The sequence below is a fragment of the Actinomadura graeca genome (assembly GCF_019175365.1).
GTDB lineage: Bacteria > Actinomycetota > Actinomycetes > Streptosporangiales > Streptosporangiaceae > Spirillospora > Spirillospora graeca.
This window is the reverse complement of sequence record NZ_CP059572.1, coordinates 5,167,405-5,183,177: the sequence shown is the minus strand read 5'-3', so window position 1 is coordinate 5,183,177 and position 15,773 is coordinate 5,167,405. Positions and strand designations below refer to the sequence as shown.

14 protein-coding genes are annotated in these 15,773 nt (G+C 70.6%); 4 read left to right on the top strand and 10 right to left on the bottom strand.

Annotated elements, in window-relative coordinates; genetic code table 11:
* Positions 1–72: 72 nt before the first annotated feature.
* The 6 genes from AGRA3207_RS22995 to AGRA3207_RS22970 all read right to left on the bottom strand — a co-directional run bounded on the left by AGRA3207_RS22995 (position 73) and on the right by AGRA3207_RS22970 (position 7,093).
* Positions 73–1,347 carry an OmpA family protein gene (locus AGRA3207_RS22995; RefSeq protein ID WP_231329115.1) on the bottom strand — a complete coding sequence of 425 codons (1,275 nt, stop codon included), beginning with the start codon at positions 1,345–1,347 and terminating at the stop codon, positions 73–75.
* Complete coding sequence (locus tag AGRA3207_RS22990; protein ID WP_231329114.1) at positions 1,347–2,222, bottom strand: hypothetical protein; 876 nt, start codon at positions 2,220–2,222, stop codon at positions 1,347–1,349. Before AGRA3207_RS22990 ends, AGRA3207_RS22995 begins: the two co-directional genes overlap by 1 nt.
* Before the next feature lie 2 nt (positions 2,223–2,224).
* On the bottom strand, positions 2,225–4,471 hold the full coding sequence (locus AGRA3207_RS22985) for a hypothetical protein (RefSeq protein ID WP_231329113.1): 2,247 nt from the start codon (positions 4,469–4,471) through the stop codon (positions 2,225–2,227).
* On the bottom strand, positions 4,471–5,298 hold the full coding sequence (locus AGRA3207_RS22980) for a hypothetical protein (RefSeq protein ID WP_231329112.1): 828 nt from the start codon (positions 5,296–5,298) through the stop codon (positions 4,471–4,473). Before AGRA3207_RS22980 ends, AGRA3207_RS22985 begins: the two co-directional genes overlap by 1 nt.
* Before the next feature lie 88 nt (positions 5,299–5,386).
* Positions 5,387–5,947 carry a Crp/Fnr family transcriptional regulator gene (locus tag AGRA3207_RS22975; protein ID WP_231329111.1) on the bottom strand — a complete coding sequence of 187 codons (561 nt, stop codon included), beginning with the start codon at positions 5,945–5,947 and terminating at the stop codon, positions 5,387–5,389.
* Between the two features lie 243 nt (positions 5,948–6,190).
* Positions 6,191–7,093: a LysR family transcriptional regulator gene (locus AGRA3207_RS22970; RefSeq protein ID WP_231329110.1), complete on the bottom strand. Its 903-nt coding sequence runs from the start codon at positions 7,091–7,093 to the stop codon at positions 6,191–6,193.
* Positions 7,094–7,276: 183 nt separating this feature from the next.
* Here AGRA3207_RS22970 and AGRA3207_RS22965 point away from each other — a divergent pair, with 183 nt between their 5' ends.
* From AGRA3207_RS22965 to AGRA3207_RS22955, 3 genes are read left to right on the top strand one after another with little or no spacing between them, the layout of a single operon-like run.
* Positions 7,277–8,131, top strand: coding sequence for an alpha/beta fold hydrolase (locus AGRA3207_RS22965; RefSeq protein ID WP_231329109.1), 855 nt, complete (start codon positions 7,277–7,279; stop codon positions 8,129–8,131).
* Complete coding sequence (locus AGRA3207_RS22960; RefSeq protein WP_231329108.1) at positions 8,128–8,940, top strand: LLM class flavin-dependent oxidoreductase; 813 nt, start codon at positions 8,128–8,130, stop codon at positions 8,938–8,940. Before AGRA3207_RS22965 ends, AGRA3207_RS22960 begins: the two co-directional genes overlap by 4 nt.
* 13 nt (positions 8,941–8,953) lie before the next feature.
* Positions 8,954–9,712 (top strand): class I SAM-dependent methyltransferase, encoded by a 759-nt coding sequence (locus tag AGRA3207_RS22955; protein WP_231329107.1) that lies wholly within the window; start codon positions 8,954–8,956, stop codon positions 9,710–9,712.
* A 46-nt stretch (positions 9,713–9,758) separates the two neighbouring features.
* On the opposite strand, the gene AGRA3207_RS22950 is transcribed toward AGRA3207_RS22955, so the two are convergent.
* The 3 genes from AGRA3207_RS22950 to AGRA3207_RS22940 are packed head-to-tail and all read right to left on the bottom strand — an operon-like array spanning position 9,759 to position 13,530.
* Positions 9,759–11,939 carry a xanthine dehydrogenase family protein molybdopterin-binding subunit gene (locus tag AGRA3207_RS22950; RefSeq protein ID WP_231329106.1) on the bottom strand — a complete coding sequence of 727 codons (2,181 nt, stop codon included), beginning with the start codon at positions 11,937–11,939 and terminating at the stop codon, positions 9,759–9,761.
* A complete protein-coding gene (locus AGRA3207_RS22945; RefSeq protein ID WP_231329105.1) occupies positions 11,936–13,021 on the bottom strand; it encodes an FAD binding domain-containing protein in 1,086 nt (361 codons plus the stop codon). Before AGRA3207_RS22945 ends, AGRA3207_RS22950 begins: the two co-directional genes overlap by 4 nt.
* Entirely contained in the window at positions 13,018–13,530 is a 513-nt protein-coding gene (locus AGRA3207_RS22940) for a 2Fe-2S iron-sulfur cluster-binding protein (RefSeq protein WP_231329104.1), read from the bottom strand. Before AGRA3207_RS22940 ends, AGRA3207_RS22945 begins: the two co-directional genes overlap by 4 nt.
* 109 nt (positions 13,531–13,639) lie before the next feature.
* On the opposite strand from AGRA3207_RS22940, the gene AGRA3207_RS22935 reads away from it, so the two are divergent.
* Entirely contained in the window at positions 13,640–14,293 is a 654-nt protein-coding gene (locus AGRA3207_RS22935) for a TetR/AcrR family transcriptional regulator (RefSeq protein WP_231329103.1), read from the top strand.
* Between the two features lie 33 nt (positions 14,294–14,326).
* Here the strand turns inward: AGRA3207_RS22935 and AGRA3207_RS22930 are convergent, their stop codons facing one another.
* On the bottom strand, positions 14,327–15,715 hold the full coding sequence (locus AGRA3207_RS22930) for a recombinase zinc beta ribbon domain-containing protein (protein WP_231329102.1): 1,389 nt from the start codon (positions 15,713–15,715) through the stop codon (positions 14,327–14,329).
* Between the last annotated feature and the right edge of the window lie 58 nt (positions 15,716–15,773).

Here is a 15,773-nt window from a genome sequence, read left to right as displayed (position 1 = left end):
CGCACGCGCCCATCGCCTTGACCCTGGCCGTGGCCATGCCCATGGCCGTGCGGCTCTTCGAAATGTCTCATCTCACGTTCGCACCTTGTACTTGATTTCCACTCTGCGGTTGCATTCCTGGGCCGCGGCGAGCGCGCGTCCGGACAGTCCCTTCTCGGAGCACGCCTGATCCGCTTCGCCGTAGCCTGCGACGTTGATGCCTTTCAGGCGCAGATCCCCGAGGACGGCGCCGACGGCGCCCGCCCTCTTCCGCGAAAGACCCTTGTTGTAGACGTCGCTGCCGCGGCTGTCGGTGTAGCCCTTGACCTGGACCCACTCGATCCTGTCCGCGTCGACTCCGTCCATGGCCTTGTCGATGGCCCGCCGCCCCTCGGGTTTCAGCTCCCATTTGTCCGTGTCGAAGAGCAGGCTCGACGAAAGCGTGACCGTCCGTTCCGGCGGCGGCTTCTCCACGGTCTTGAACGGCACCACAGGGTCGCTGACACCCTCGGCCGCCTTCTTGCCGAGGTCGTCCGGGTCGTGCGTGTCGAGGGCGCATCTCCCGGATCCGCCGACCGCCGCGTGGCAGAGCTGGGACCACAGCGACGTCAGCCAGGTCTGGGCGCCGTTCCGCGGGGCCGGCCAGCCCTTGCCGGGGTTCCCCACGCCGTACAGGACGACGTTCCAGCCGTTGAGGTCGGGCACGGCACCTTGGGCGACGCAGTTCGCCGAGACCCGGCCGGCCTGTCCCTGGCTTCCAGGGGTGAGCTTGCCCAGGTCCGCGCAGCCGACGGTCTGCAGGCCGTCCGAGACGACGATCAGCTTCCGCCGCCTGGCGTCGGCCCTTCCCTCGCGTCCGGCGGAGGCCATGGCTCCCAGGACATCGCTGCCGGGGGCCTCGCTGGCGCCGGTGACCGCCTTGGTGACCCGGCTCCGCAGGCAGGTTTCGGTGTTCCGCGCGAATTCGCTTCCGTACTTTCCCCTTCCACCGAGCGCGGGAAGGCTGATGGGCGGCTGCCAGTCCACCTTGCCCGCCCCGTCGAAACCGCCGATCCTGATGGACGCGGGTGTCGGCATCTCGCCGTTGTCGAAGACGAGCGTCGACTTCTCCGGGTCCTGTGCGCTGCCGAAGATCTGGCTGTACCAGTCGCGCGCCTTCCGGTCCTCGCGCCCGCTCATCGAGGCGCTCCTGTCGAAGACCGCGACCAGGTCGAGGGCGGCCGGGTTCTTCTTCCCGTGCTGCTGCGACAGCCAGTCGCACGCGTCGACGTCCTCGCCCTCGATTCCCATGACCTTGCCGACCGACGAACAGCCCGCGGTCGCCAGGCAGAGCGCCGCGACGATCGCGACGGCACGACGTGACGCCATCAGTTGAATCCGTCCGCGAGCGACTCGAACACGGTCTCGGCCGGGACGTCCAGGCCCATCATCTCCAGCGTCTTGCGCAGGACCGTTTCGCTGCTCACGACCAGGTCGTAGACATTGGCGGTCTGCTGGGCGTTGATGACGGAGTCGACGATCCGCAGCAGGCGCTCCGCGTCCTCCCGGCGCTCGGTTCGCATCAGGTCCATGACGCCGGCGATGTTGGCCGGCTTCTCCGCGAGTTCCACCGCGAAGCGGACCGCGTGGTCGTCGGACTTCTCCTTCAGGAACACCAGCCACAGGTCGCGCAGCTCGGCCCATTTCTTGAGCTGGAGCTTGTGCGCCTCGGCGTTCGCCTCGATCTTGAGCAGGCTGTGGCCCAGCTCCTGGCGGCTGGCCCTGACCTCCTCGCTCATCACCACGTGGACGGAGGGAGTGCAGGTGACCTCGACGTCCTCACAGCTGTGGACGATGGTCTCGAATTCCCGCTGGAGGGCCTCGTTGATCTCCCGTTCGGCCTCCGAGGCGTTGAACGGCGAGTGCTTGCGGCTCGCGTCACGGGCGATCGCGCGGACCCGGTTGTGCGTCCCGTCCCGTTCCGCCGCGATGTCCGCGCTCAGCTCGGAGAGCGAACGCTCGCCCTTGGCGCACCATTCCAGCTGAACGGTGACGATGAACTCGAAGACGTCGTCGCGGGCGGGCGTCTGGAACTGATGCGTGTAGTCGGTCTCGTGGTGGGTGTTCTCCAGGTTCTCCGGCGCGGGCGGCGGCTGGAAGATCCGCTTGACCATGGTGATCGGCGATGTACGGCCGGTCTCACGTTCCTTGTGCGCCGCGGCGGGCGGCGGGGAGGTCTTCGGCTTGCGTCGGAAGAGGGGCATGGTCAGTTCTGCTCCAGAATGCGGGCGAGACGCTCGGCGCGCTCGCTTCCGATGATCTTGGGATTGCGGTGGAACCAGAGTCGGAGGTGCAGGGACAGCGGGCCCCTGAGGTCGGAGTGCTCCTCGTCGAGCCGGAACACCCCGTCGATCACGGGGCCGAGCACCGGGTACACGGCCTCGCTGCGCAGCCAGTCGGCGATGATGTCCCACGCGGCGTTGTCGGCGGCGCCGCGCAGGGACCGCCGGTGCGTCAGCGTCACCCCGCCGCTCAGCGCGTTCCACCACAGCCCGATCAGGAGCCGGTGGAGGGACGGGTCACACCCGTCGAGAAGCTCGACCATCCCGGTCCTGCCGTCCTGGGACCGGAGCCGGTTGATCAGCCGGTTGAAGGCGAGCGCGGCCGTGCGCCGCTGGCTGGGGAAGTCGTCGTCACTCCATGCGTGGAGCTTGTGCAGGATCTCCGTCTCGCGGCCCTCGCCGAACAGGTCCGCGATCGACCGGGCCACCGCGTCCTGGAGCGGCGGCAGCCGGATCACCTTGCTGATCGTCTCGAAGGCGTTCAGCGTGTCGTCGACCCAGAGCATCCCGATCTCCGAGCCGTACGCGCGGGCCGCCACCGACTGCTGCGTGCGGGACCCGCCCGCCCAGCGGCGCAGCAGCACGCGGACGCGGTCGGCGATGCCGTCCTGGGTGGCCGCCGCCTCCAGCACCCAGGCGGCGAGCTGGTGCTTCCGGATGGACCTCGCCCTCGCCCACGGCAGCAGGAAGTCACGCTCGATCACATCGAAGTCGAAGGTCGCGAGCGTGCCCACCGCGTGCGCCGTCCTGATCCGCACGGCCTGGTCGGTGTGCTCGGACAGCCACCTGAGCCAGACGATCAGCGGCTCGCGGACGGTCGGGTGCTCCTCCCACACCGCCTCCAGCGTGGCGTGCGCCTGGGTCGGCCGCTTCAGCCGGACGATCCGCCCCTCCCCCCGCGTGGACGGCGAAGCCGTCGCACCGGCGAAGGTCAGCCATTCGGTGAGCTGCTCCCACGCCAGCACCGCCGCCGGGATCTCCTCCTGGTCCGTCTTCTCCACGAGGGCGGCCAGCGCGAGCGCCGCCCGCGACACCGTGACGGCCGGCAGTGTGTTGAGGACCGCGGCGGCGATCGCGAAGCAGCGCTTGCGCAGTGTGGCCGGATCGTCGTCGTGGAGCTTGCCGTGCATCTCGGTGAGCACGAGCGCGGGAAGGCCCGACAGGTAGGCGTCGATGCCCTTCTCGGGCCCGTGCTGCTCGTGGACCTGGAAGACCTCGTACGCGGTGTCGACCGCGATCCGGGGGGTCGGGCTCTCGCCAAGGGCCGCCTTCAGCTCCGGCGACGTCCGGATCTTGTCCACCCAGGCGCGAGGGTCGCGCACCGCGTGCAGCAGGTACTCCAGGCGCCTGGCGAACACCTCCTCCGCGTCCGGCATCGCCTGGTCGATCGTCCGGTCGTCGGGCTGGCAGCTCTCACCGACGACCACGACGATGCGGCCATCCGTCCGGACGGCGAGATCGGCGAGATGCGCGACCACGCTCGCGCTCGCGGCACTGCGGCGCGGCCATGACTCGTCCGTCGCGTCCAGGACGTAGCCGATCCCGCCGTCCAGGTCCTCGCACGACAATTCGAGTGGATCGTCGCGCAACAGCAGCCTCGCGACATTCGCCGGCTGGTCCCGGTACTCCTTCGCGGCTTCGACCCGGGCGCGTTCCCCGGCGTCGGCGTGCAGGAGCGCGAGCGTGGCCGTGGCCGTCCTCCCGCTTCCGGAGGGGCCTCTCACCAGGGCGATCCGATGGCGTCTCAGCACCTCCACGACCCGTTCCACGACCGCGTCGACACCGGTCGCGCAGTTCAGCAGCGCGTGCGCTTCGCCCATGCTGACCCGGGGGCTCTGCGCCCGGCCCTTCTGGTCGGAGCGGACGTTGATGTCCCCACCGGCGTTCAGGACCGAGTTGAAACGCCCGTCGATCCGGGTCCTGTTGCTGGTGAGGCCGCGCAGGCTCCGGCTGCGCAGCTCGCGCTCGCGATCGTCGGCGGCCATCCGGTCGCGGAACGAGCCGGACGAGTCGGTGTCGTCGGAAAGGGCCTCCTCGCTCGCGGCGGGACGTGGCCTCTCCGGCTGATCGTCCTGCCGGGGTTCCGGCTTCGGCTCCGGTTCCGGCTCCGATGCGCGTTCGGGCTCGGGGACGTCCGGCTCGTCCGCGCGAGGCTCGGCGGAGTCCCCCATCAGGCACTCCCCGTCGCGTCGCCTCCGGCGTTGACGACGCGGTTACCGTTGCCTTTGATGCGCGTCGAGTTCCTGACCCTCGGCCCGGGCATATCGACGCTCGGCCCGGACGCGTCGGACGACGGCCCGGACGGCGCGGACGGCGCGGACGGCCCGGACGGCGCGGCGGACGGTCGCCCGGCGGCGCCCGGCCCAGGTCCGTCGCCGCCGCCAAGCAGCGCGCCGAGGGCCACGCCCGACAGGCCCGGCACGTACAGGTAGGCCGTTCTTCGGTAGTCCTTGTCCGCCACCTCCGCCTGCACCTCGGCGAAGGACGCCGCGGACAGACCGTCGAAGGTGCTGCGGACGATGGACGAGTGCACCGGCTCGGACACGATCGCGGCCAGATGGGCGGGGGCCGCCCGCTCCAGGGCGGTGCGGAGCGACGTCGCGTTCAGCAGGCGGCTGACCTCGTTGAACGCCTCCCCGGTGTCGTCCTTGCCGTCCTGCCTCACGATCGTCCCGTGGTGGATGGCGAGGCGCAGGTCGATGCGGGCCTCGGCGACACGGTCGAGGTTGTAGAGGGTGAGGGCCCGGTTGAGCTCATCGGGGTACCGTCCGACGAGCCGGACGGAGTCGACGTCCCCCTCGGTCACCGCGATGAACCCGTCTCCGGTCGTCTGCTTGAACCAGAGTCCGGGGTCGAGCCCGGCCTGGACCGCGGCCTGATCGGAAAGAAGGCCGACCGCGGCCTGGATATCGATCTGGCGCCGCGCGTCCCGGGTGGTGTAGCGCCGGACATCGACCGTGAAGATGAATCGATTGATCAGCTTGATCGCCGCAGTCAAACCAGCCCCCTTGGTCGTGATGAGAAGTACCAGCTTGCAAGATCGAAAAAGGGGGTACGGTCAGAAATATGACATATAAGGGTGTGAGCTAGATTCGACTGAGCAGCCGCTCCCGGTCCCGGACGACGATCATTCCCCGGTCATAGTCGATGATCCCGTCATGGTGGAGCGCCTTGAGCTCCTGCCCGACGGTCTGCCGGACCAGCCCGAGGGCCGCCGCGATATCGTTCTGCCTGATGCCGAGGCCGAGGCCGGTGGCGTCGCGTCCGGCGTGCAGGCTCGCCGTCTCGGCGAGACGGACGAGGAACCGCGCCACCTGCCGTCTCGCCGGGACGGCCGTGCGATCCGCGCGGAGGTCCTCGCTTTCCTGCAGGTGGGCGGCCAGATACTGGAAGAGGACACCGCGCAGTCCCAGACGATCGACGAGCGCGCGGAACCGGTCCGCGGAGATCTGCCTGGCCTCGCACGCGTCCAGGGCCTCCACCGAAGCGGTCCGGACTCCGGCGCCGAGCATCCCCCGCGCCCCCAGCAGATCCAGAGGCCAGCGGACGGCGAGAAGGATCCTTTTCCCGTCATCCTCGTCGCGCCAGATCTTCACTCGGCCGTGCGTCAGCAGGAGGACGTGGTCGGCGGGATCCCCCTGGGCCAAGAGCCGCTCACCGCCGCGAAAAGACCTTGCCCGTCCGGCCGCGCACAGACCCGTCCACTGCTCAGCGGAAATAAAGGCGGCGAAACCGTTCACTCTGCCCCCAGAGCGCGCCAATGACGTAAAGGCAACTCAATTTCCCCATGATGAGCAGAGCCTGGCGGCACCGTCAACAGATGGGCGGAATCACTCGGAGGACGTGGGCGCGTGTGAGAGTCCGGCGGCGTTATGCGGCATTATGCGGCGTTATGCGGGGTTCGGTGGGTTGAGGTCGCTGGCGACTTCGACGGCTATGTCGATGGCTCGGGCGGCCAAGGGCGAGCGCGTGCGGCCGGGCCGCCAGTGCAGGTAGATCTCGCGCGGTGGCGGGGAGGGACGCAGCTCGTGGACGCGGAGTCTGGCGTCGGACGGGACGTCGGCGCCGTGAATGGCGAGCCATGGCAGGACGGCCGATCCCATGCCGGCCCGCACCATCGAGAAAAGGGTGTCGTTGACCACGGAGCGGAACACGACCTGCGGGCGGGCGCCGGCGCGGACAAGGGCCTGTTCCATCAGGGGCTGGTCGCAGGTGAGCGGCCAGGCCACCATCGGCGCGCCGTCGAGCCGGTCCAGCGGGACCGGGCCGTCGGGGAAGGTTCCGGCGCTCGTGACCAGCAGGTACGGATCGTCGAGCAGCTTGCGGTACTCGACGTCGCCGTCGATGCGGCCGTCATAGAACAGCAGGTCGAGGTCGCCGATCCGTGGCTGTTCCGGCTCCTCCTCGGACAGCCTGATGTCGCAGCCGGGCTGCTCGTCGCGCAGGCGGCGGACGACCGAGGGCAGGATCACGTTGGACACGCTCTGGAACGTGCCGATGTCGATCCGTCCGTCTCCCGCCTTGAAGCGGTCCACGGCATCGGCCAGGGCATCGGCCTTCGCCAGCAGTTCGCGCCCCCGGGCGAGGACGACGGAGCCGAGCGGGGTGAGCCGTACCGCCCTGGGACCGCCCGGGCGGTCGAAGACCTCGCCGCCGAGGGTCCTCTCCAGCGCGGCGATCTGCTGGCTCACCGTCGACTGGGTGTATCCGAGACGGAGGGCCGCCCGGCCGAACGAGCCCTCTTCGGCGATGGCGACCATCGCCGCCACGTGGCGGAGCTCGACGTCGGTCATGGGCCACAGAGTATCCGCGACCATCGCTGATAGCGATTGAAATGATCGTAATTCATCGCTTTTCATGATGGATCCGGCGGACCTAGCGTGACAGGACCAGCCGAGGTCGGCCGCTCCGATGGAGCGCACCGGCGGGTTGGTGCCGGGCACGACGAGACGAAGACGCGACGAAGGAGAACCGCTATGACCGGGACGCCGGCGCACGGCGAGCAGATGCTCGACATCAACGGTGTCGAGCTGTGTGTCGAGACCTTCGGGGACCGGGCGGATCCGGCGATCCTGCTCGTCGCCGGGTCGTCCGCCTCGATGCTGTGGTGGGACGCCGTGCTGTGCGGACGGATCGCGGCGGCCGACCGGTACGTCGTCCGCTACGACCACAGGGACACCGGACGCTCGACCAGCTACCCGCCGGGCGAGCCGGGGTACTCGTTCGCCGACCTGACGCTCGACATACTCGGCATCCAAGACGCTTTGGGCATCGAGCGCGCCCATGTGGTCTGTCAGTCGATGTTCGGGGGGAGCGGGCTCATCCTCGGTGTGGACCATCCCGGGCGGATCGCGTCCCTGACGTTCGTGTCGACCTCGACCGGGGCGGACGATCTGCCGCCGCCGTCGGGCGACCTGGCGATGCCGCCCGAGCCGGACACCGGTGACGTGGCCGCGGTCGTCGAGTACGTGGTCGCCGGTGCGCGGGCGTACTCCGGTGGCTCCCCGTACTTCGACGAGGCGGCCGTCCGGGCGCTGGTGGAGCGTGACGTGGCGCGTGCCAGGAACTACGCGTCCACCCTGGTCAACCACTACTCCATCGCGTCCGCGGGGCCGGTCGGGGGCGGTTTCGGCGACATCGCGGCGCCGACGCTCGTGGTCCACGGCGACCATGACCCGCTCCTGCCCCTGGCGCACGGCGAGGCGTTGCGCGACGCGATCCCCGGCGCGGAGCTGCTGGTCCTCAAGGGGGCCGGGCATGACCTTCCGGAACCGGTGTGGGACGACTTCGTGTCGGCCCTGGTGCGGCACACCCGGGGAGCGCGTCCGTGAAGCGGCTGCGTTCGGCGCTCTGGCTGCCGCTCTTCGACGACCTCGCCGACCCGCGGGCGGTCGCGCGCCTCGCCGCCGACGCGGAGGAGGCCGGGTGGGACGGCTGCTTCGTGTGGGATCAGCTGTGCTGGCGGGCACCGGTCCGGGACGTCGCCGACCCGTGGGTGGCGCTGGCGGCGATCGCGGCCGCGACCGGGCGGCTGCGGCTCGGCCCGATGGTGTCGCCGCTCCCCCGCCGCCGTCCGGCCAAGGTCGCGCGTGAGACGGCGACGCTGGACCGGCTCAGCGACGGCCGTCTCACGCTCGGCGTCGGCCTCGGCAGCGACCGGTTCGCCGGTGAGCTGTCGAAGACCGGTGAGCAGCTCGACGACCGGCGGCGGGGCCGGATGCTCGACGAGTCCTTGGCCATCCTGGCCGCCGCCTGGTCCGGCGAGCCCGTGCGCCATCGCGGCGAGCACCACGTCGTCGACGGGATCGCGTTCCTGCCGCGGCCGGTTCAGCGGCCCGGTGTGCCGGTGTGGGCCGCCGGATATCCGGGCAACGTCAAGCCGATCCGCCGGGCCGCCCGGCTCGACGGCTTCTTCCCGGTCAATATCGAGCATCCCGACCAGCTCGCCGAGGTCGTCGCGACCCTCACGGAACTGCGCCACGGGGACATGGCCTCGTACGATGTCGCCGTCGCCCTGCCGCTCGGTGCCGACCCCGGGCCGTACGCGGAGGCCGGCGCGACCTGGTGGCTGGCCGAGATCGAGCCCGGCGCGCGGCTCGACGACGTGCGCGGCGCGCTCCGCGACCACCCGGCGGCATGAGGAGGCATTCCCTGTGTTCGACTACGACTCGGAGCTCGCCCGCTACCGCGAACGACTGCGGGATGCCCTCGGCGTACGGCCCGGCGACCATGTCCTCGACATCGGCTGCGGCACCGGCCAGACCACCCGGGACGCGGCCCGCGCCGCGTCGCAGGGGACCGCGCTCGGCGTCGACGTCTCCGGCCCGATGCTGGAGCAGGCCCGTCACCAGGCCGCAGCGGAAGGGCTTCGCAATGTAGGTTTCGTGCAGGCCGATGCTCAAACCCATGCTTTCCCGCCGGAGCATTTCAGCTTGGGCGCCAGCCGGTTCGGCACGATGTTCTTCCGCGACCCGGTCGCCGCGTTCACCAATATCGGACGAGCCCTCCGTCCGGGATCGCGCTTCGTGCAATTGGTGTGGCAGGCGGGCGACCGTCAGGAGTGGCATACCGCGATCCGGGCGGCGCTGTCCCCGGGGCACGCGTCCGCATCACCCGAAGCGGCCTTCGCTTTGAGCGATCCGAAGGTTGTCGACGACGTTCTGGACGCGTCCGGCTTCACCACGGCGGACATCATCGACGTACGCGAGCCCGTTTTCTACGGCCCGGACGCCGACCGCGCCTCGGCGGCCGTCCTCCAGCTGTGGATGGCGAAGGAATTGGTCGCCGATCAGGACGCGGCGTCCGCCGAGCGCGCACTCGACCGGCTGCGTGTGACGCTCGACGCGCACGACACCGGCGACGGCGTGTGGTTCGACTCCCGCGCCTGGCTGGTCGTCGCGCGCCGACGTTGACGGTCGTCCCCGGGCCGCCGCGCGTGGCCGCCCGGGTCGCGACGCGTCAGAGCAGCTTGTCGAGGGTGATCGGGAGGTCGCGGACGCGTATGCCGGTCGCGTGGTGGACGGCGTTCGCCACGGCGCCGGCGACGCCCGTGATGCCCAGTTCGCCCGCGCCGAGGATGCCGCCCGGCATGGTGGGGTCCGGATCGTCCAGGAAGTGCACCTCGATCGGCGGGACGTCGGCATGGACGGGAACGTGGTACTCGGCCAGGCCCGGGTTCATGATCCGTCCGGTGCGGGGGTCGATGAGCGTCGCCTCCGACAGCGCCGCGCCCAGGCCCATGACGATTCCGCCGCGCAGTTGCCCGGCCGCCGTCTTCGGATTGACCACACGGCCGATGTCGAAGACCCCGGTCCACCGCGTCACCCGGATCTCGCCGGTGTCGGGATCGACGCGCACCTCGCAGAAATGCGCCCCGGCCGCGGCCCTCACCAAGCGCCGCTGATCGCGCATGAACCGCGTCATGAACCGCGCCTGTCCGGACAACCTGCCGAAGCGCGTGTCGGATCCGATCCGGGCCTCGATATGAGGGACGTCCGCGCGTTCCAGGATTTCCCGGACGCCCTCGCCGCCCGTCCGCTTCGCCATGGTCCGCAGTGATCGTCGCAGTTTCCCGCAGGCGAGCAGAAGGCTCCCGGCAATGGTCGCGGTCTGCACGGAGCCGCCCGCGATCGGTCCCTTCGGCAGCGCGGAATCGCCGTACTCCACCCGGACGTCCTCGAACGGCACGCCGAGGGCGTCGGCCGCTATCTGGGCCTGCGCCGTCGCGCCGCCCATGCCCATTTCCTGGAAGCCGCAGCGCACCAGGACGGACCCGTCCGCCGACAGCCGCACCGTGAGGTCGGCGGTGAGGTAGGTCGAGGGGTGGTACGCCGACGCCACGCCCATCCCGACCAGCCACCGGCCGTCGCGCATCGAGCGCGGCTCGGGCGTCCGCGCGGCCCAGCCGAACCTCTCCGCGCCCGTCCTGTACGCCTCGCGCAGCATCCGGTGCGAGAACCTCGTGCCGTCCAGGGGATCGGCCGCCGGCTCGTTGCGCATGCGCAGCTCGATGGGATCGATGTCCACCGCAGAGGCGAGTTCATCGATCGCGGACTCCAGCGCGAAGGTGCCGATCGCCTCCCCCGGTGCCCGCATCGCGGCGTTCGACAGCAGGTCGAGCCGTACCAGCTTCTGCTGGATGAGCATGTTCTCGGCGTCGTAGAGGTGCCGGGAGGCGCTGGTCACCGGCTCGGGATGGCCGCCGATCCGTCCGGTGCGGCTGACGCTGGTGTGCACCAGCGCGGTCAGCCTTCCGGCACGGGTCGCCCCGAGCGCGACGCGCTGGATCGAGGCCGTCCGTCCGCCCACGGTCCGGTAGACCCCTTCACGGGACAGCGCCAGCCGGACGGGCCTGCCCGTCGCCCGCGCCGCCAGCGCGGCGAGGATGGTGCCGGGCCAGATCGCCCCTTTGCCACCGAAACCGCCACCGACGAACGGTGCGAGCACGCGGACGTCCGCCGCGGGGATCCCGAAGCGCACGGCGAGGTGCGCGCGGAACCAGTCGATCGCCTGCGTGGCGTCGTGGACGGTGAGCCGGTCACCGTCCCAGACCGCCGTGGTGGCATGCGGTTCGAGCGCGTTGTGGTTCTGCGGCGGGGTGGTGAAGCGCAGGTCCAGCGCGATCGGCGCGGCGGCGAGCGCGGCCTCGGCGTCGCCCTTCCTCGCGTCGCCGGGTGCGATGAGGCTGCGCGGCTGCGGGACGGCGTCCGCCTCGGCGGCCGCGAAGTCCACCACGGCCTCCACCTGGGCGTACTCAGCGCGGACGAGCGCGGCGGCCTCTCTCGCGGCGGCGGAGGTCTCCGCGACGACCACGGCGATCGGCTGTCCGTCCCAGTGCACCTCGTCGGTCTGGAGGTAGTCGACCGAGGTGCCGGAGACGAACGAGCTGAGGTTCAGCGCGCTCACCTTCGGCGCCGGTTTCAGCGGCGGGGCGTTGTGGTGGGTGAGGACGGCGATCACGCCCGGTACCGCTTCCGCCTCGCCGGTGTGGACGGCGGTGACGCGGCCGCGGCTGATGGTCGCGTGCACGAGCGCGGCGTGCGCGAGGCCGGGGTGGGCGTACTCGGCCGAGAACGTGGCCGCGCCGGTCGTCTTCGCCTTGCCGTCGACGCGATCCAGCGGCTTGCCGATCACGGTCATGCCGCGCTCCCCTCGTCCGGGCCGCCCTGGTCCGGGCCGCCCTCGTCCGGGCCGCCCTGGTCCCGGCCGCCCTGGTCCCGGCCGTCCGCGTCCGGGCCGCCCTCGTCGCGCAGCCGCCGCAGCGTGGCGACGATCGTGCGCCGTGCCAGTTCGATCTTGAAAGCGTTGTGCGGACGGGGCGTGGCGGCGGCGAGCTCGGCCTCGGCCGCGCGGTGGAAGGTCTCGTCGGTCGCCGGTGCGCCGAGCAGGACGCCCTCGGCTTCGGCCGCCCGCCAGGGTTTCGTGGCGACACCGCCCAGGGCGAGCCGCGCCGCGCCGATCGTCCCGTCCCGGACCTCCAGCGCGGCGGCGACCGACACCAGCGCGAACGCGTACGACGCGCGGTCGCGCACCTTGCGGTACCGCGATCTCGCCGCGACCGGCACCGGAGGGACCTCGACGGCCGTGATCAGCTCGTCGGCGGCCAGCACGGTCTCCAGGTGGGGCGTGTCGCCGGGCAGGCGATGGAACTCGGCGAACGGGACGCGCCGCACGCCGCGGAGGCTCTCGACCTCGACGACGGCGTCCAGCATCGCCAGCGCCACCGCCATGTCCGACGGGTGCGCCGCGACGCAGTGCCCGCTCGTGCCGAGGATCGCGCTGGTGCGGGAGAACCCGCCGATCGCGTCGCAGCCGCTGCCGGGCTCGCGTTTCCCGCACGCGGCGGCCTTGTCGTGGAAGTACAGGCAGCGGGTGCGCTGCAGGAGGTTGCCGCCGACCGTCGCCATGTTCCTCAGCTGCGCGGACGCGCCGTGCAGGATCGCCTGTGACAGGACCGGATAGCGCGTCCTGACCAGCGGATCCGCCGCGAGCCTGCTGTTGCGGACGAGCGCCCCGACGCGGACGCCGCCGTCCGGCAGCTCCTCGATCCCGTCGAGCGCCAGACGGCCGATGTCCACGATCTTCGCGGGCCGCTCGATGCCCTCGCGCATCAGGTCGACGAGGTTGGTCCCGCCGCCGAGGAACTTCGCGCCCTCGCCGTCGGAGATCATGCGCAGCGCGGTCCGCACGTCGGACGGGCGGCCGTAGGAGAAGGACCTCATCCCGCGTCCTCCCCGGCCTCGGCGATCCCCGCGGCCTCTTTGATCGCGGAGACGATGCCGTTATAGGCGCCGCAGCGGCACAGGTTGCCGCTCATCCGCTCCCGGATGTCCTCGTCGTCCAGCTCGACGGCGGCCTCGGCCGGATCGTCGGTCACCGCGCTGGGCTCGCCCTGCTTCACCTCCGCCAGCATGCCGATCGCCGAGCAGATCTGGCCCGGCGTGCAGTAACCGCACTGAAGTCCGTCGAAGCCGACGAACGCCGCCTGTAACGGATGCTCCACGCCTTCGATGGTCGTGATCTCCCGCCCCTCGTACTGCACGGCCAGCGCCAGGCACGCATTGATCCGCTCACCGTCGGCGAGCACCGTGCACGCCCCGCACGCGCCCTGGTCACAGCCCTTCTTGGTCCCGGTCAAGCCGAGGTGCTCGCGCAGCGCGTCGAGCAGGCTCACCTGCGGCCGGACGTCCAACTCCCTGGCGACCCCGTTGACCCGCAGCGATATCTCCACCCCTGCCCCTCATCCCTGTGCTCGCTCGTGATCGACAAGTTAACAGACCGGCGTCCTTCTAACAAGAGGACGCTGTTCTCTAAACCTGCCGGGACTATCATGTCTGCCGATGTCCGAGAACGCGTTTCTGCGGGCCAGGCGGCCGGAGCACAAGCGGCAGCGGCGCGAGGCGATCCTGTCCGCCGCGCGCGAGCTGGCGCTCCGATCGGGCGTCCGCGAGGTCAGTCTCGGCGGTGTCGCGGCGGCCGTCGGCATGGCCAAGTCCAATCTCGCGCGGTACTTCGCCACCCGCGAGGAGATCTATCTGGAACTGTCCGCCCGGGAATGGCAGGACTGGAAGCACGCCGTCCTCGCCCGGCTGCCGCCCTCCCCCACGCCGGACGCGGTCGTGGACGCGCTCACCGACACACTGGCCGAGCGCCCGCTGTTCTGCGATCTGCTCAGTCACAGCGCGACCTCCCTTGAGCACAATGTCACCGTCGACGCGGCCCGCGCGTACAAGGTGTGCGTACTGGACGTCATCGGCACCTTGACGGAAGCCATCGCGCGGACCCGTCCCGGATTCACCGAAGGCGAAGCGCGCGAGCTCGTCGCGGCGGCCACGGGATTGGCGGCATTGGTGTACCCGGCGTCGAATCCGCCGCCGGCCCTCGCCGAGCTCTACGCCCGCGAACCCGACCTGGCCGCCGCTTGTGTCCCGTTCCAGCCCACCGTCAAACGCCTGCTCTCGGCCCTCGCCGCCGGCCTGCCGGCCCTCCGCTGAACAACCGCCCATCCGCCGCGGTGCCGGAGAGGGTCAGAACCGTTTTTCGAGATCGGCGAGTTCCCGTTCGAGTGCTCCTCGGCGTTCGTGCAGTTCGGCCAGTTCGTTCCTGATCTCGCGGGAGCGGAGGAGCCGTTGCAGCGACGTGCCGTCGTCGAAGGGGGTGACAACGGTGACGGTCCGCTTGGTGACGTCGACGCGTTCCGTCAGCAGAGCGCGGGCGAGCTCGGTGAACGTCCAGGTGGGAGTGTAGGAGGCATAGCCGCCCGCGGCGTATCGGGTGAGGTCCGCCGTGGCAGGGGCGCCGTGATCGCGGATCCTGGTGACCAGGTCGAGTTCCTTCTCCAGCCGCGATCTGGCCCGGACGAGCCGACCGACCCTCCTCGCCGCTCCGGCACGTGCGTCGAAGATCGCCAGCTTCCTCCCGAGGTCGTCCGCGTAGGCGGCGATCTCGCCTTGGCCGGGCTCCAGTTCCTTGGCGGTGGCCCAGGACGGATGCCCGCGGAGCGTGCGGTGCAGGAGCGAGTCGATCTCCTCGTCCACGAGCCTCTTCTCGTGGTGCCTGAACTTGCCGTCCCGGTGCCGGTTGTCGCACGAGTAGTGCGCCTCGATCCTCGGTTCGCTTCCGGTCGTGCCCGGCCAGACGTGCATGGGATCGCCGCAGTCACCGCATCGGACGTCCGGTGTCAGGCGCATCCGAGGAGGATGTGCCTTGTCGAAGTCCTCCATGGACGAAACGGTGGTCCGGTAATCCGCCACCCGGGAGGCGAACGTCATGGCCCATGCGTCGTCCGCCCCGGCGAGCACCGGCGCGACCAGGTCGAGTGCGACCAGGCCGTTCTCTGTTCGGTGCACCCACGTGGTCAGCGGCTCCTGGTCACCGTCCTGCTGGAGGAACCCGTGTTCCGAATCGAACGGGCAGACGTAGGAGACCTCAAGGGTCCGCGGATCGAAGGCGATGGTCGCCTTGGCATCGCAGTCGACACAGGGAACGACCGCGGTACGGCGTTCCGGTGGGTACCGGGAGGCGAGCCTCCTTTCCTCTTTGACCTTCCAGTCCCAGGCGTCCACGATGTATCCGGCGCGTTTGTCGATCGCGTCGGCGCGGCGTATCCGCTCCTGCTCCTCCCGCTTGGCCCGCTCCACTTCCGCCGCCTCCTGAAGTCGTTCCTCCAGGACCGGGATGAGCGCCGCGAGCCGCTCGGACTGGGTGGCGGAGAGTTCGCCGACGACCGCGCCGCCGCATGTGCGGCAAGGCCGGATCGCACCCCCTGCGCGAAGCTCGCTGACGGGCACGGTCGCTTCCTCGGCGACCCTTTTACCGACCTGCCGGCATTGCGGCGCATGGGTGACACCCGCCCCGCCGACCCGGACACTGATGGCGAGCCCGGCTAGATCCGCGCCGATTTCGTCCAGCGTCAACAGCGTCGATAAGAGCACTTCCATCGCCAGCGGTCCTGTCATCGAAACCGGTCACCTC

What these genes read in the sequence shown, in the direction of transcription:
- AGRA3207_RS22995 (WP_231329115.1), bottom strand. Translation starts at nt 1,347, where the DNA reads ATGGCGTCACGTCGTGCCGTCGCGATCGTCGCGGCGCTCTGCCTGGCG.
- AGRA3207_RS22990 (WP_231329114.1), bottom strand. Translation starts at nt 2,222, where the DNA reads ATGCCCCTCTTCCGACGCAAGCCGAAGACCTCCCCGCCGCCCGCCGCG.
- AGRA3207_RS22985 (WP_231329113.1), bottom strand. Translation starts at nt 4,471, where the DNA reads ATGGGGGACTCCGCCGAGCCTCGCGCGGACGAGCCGGACGTCCCCGAG.
- AGRA3207_RS22970 (WP_231329110.1), bottom strand. Translation starts at nt 7,093, where the DNA reads ATGACCGACGTCGAGCTCCGCCACGTGGCGGCGATGGTCGCCATCGCC.
- AGRA3207_RS22965 (WP_231329109.1), top strand. Translation starts at nt 7,277, where the DNA reads ATGACCGGGACGCCGGCGCACGGCGAGCAGATGCTCGACATCAACGGT.
- AGRA3207_RS22950 (WP_231329106.1), bottom strand. Translation starts at nt 11,939, where the DNA reads ATGACCGTGATCGGCAAGCCGCTGGATCGCGTCGACGGCAAGGCGAAG.
- AGRA3207_RS22945 (WP_231329105.1), bottom strand. Translation starts at nt 13,021, where the DNA reads ATGAGGTCCTTCTCCTACGGCCGCCCGTCCGACGTGCGGACCGCGCTG.
- AGRA3207_RS22935 (WP_231329103.1), top strand. Translation starts at nt 13,640, where the DNA reads ATGTCCGAGAACGCGTTTCTGCGGGCCAGGCGGCCGGAGCACAAGCGG.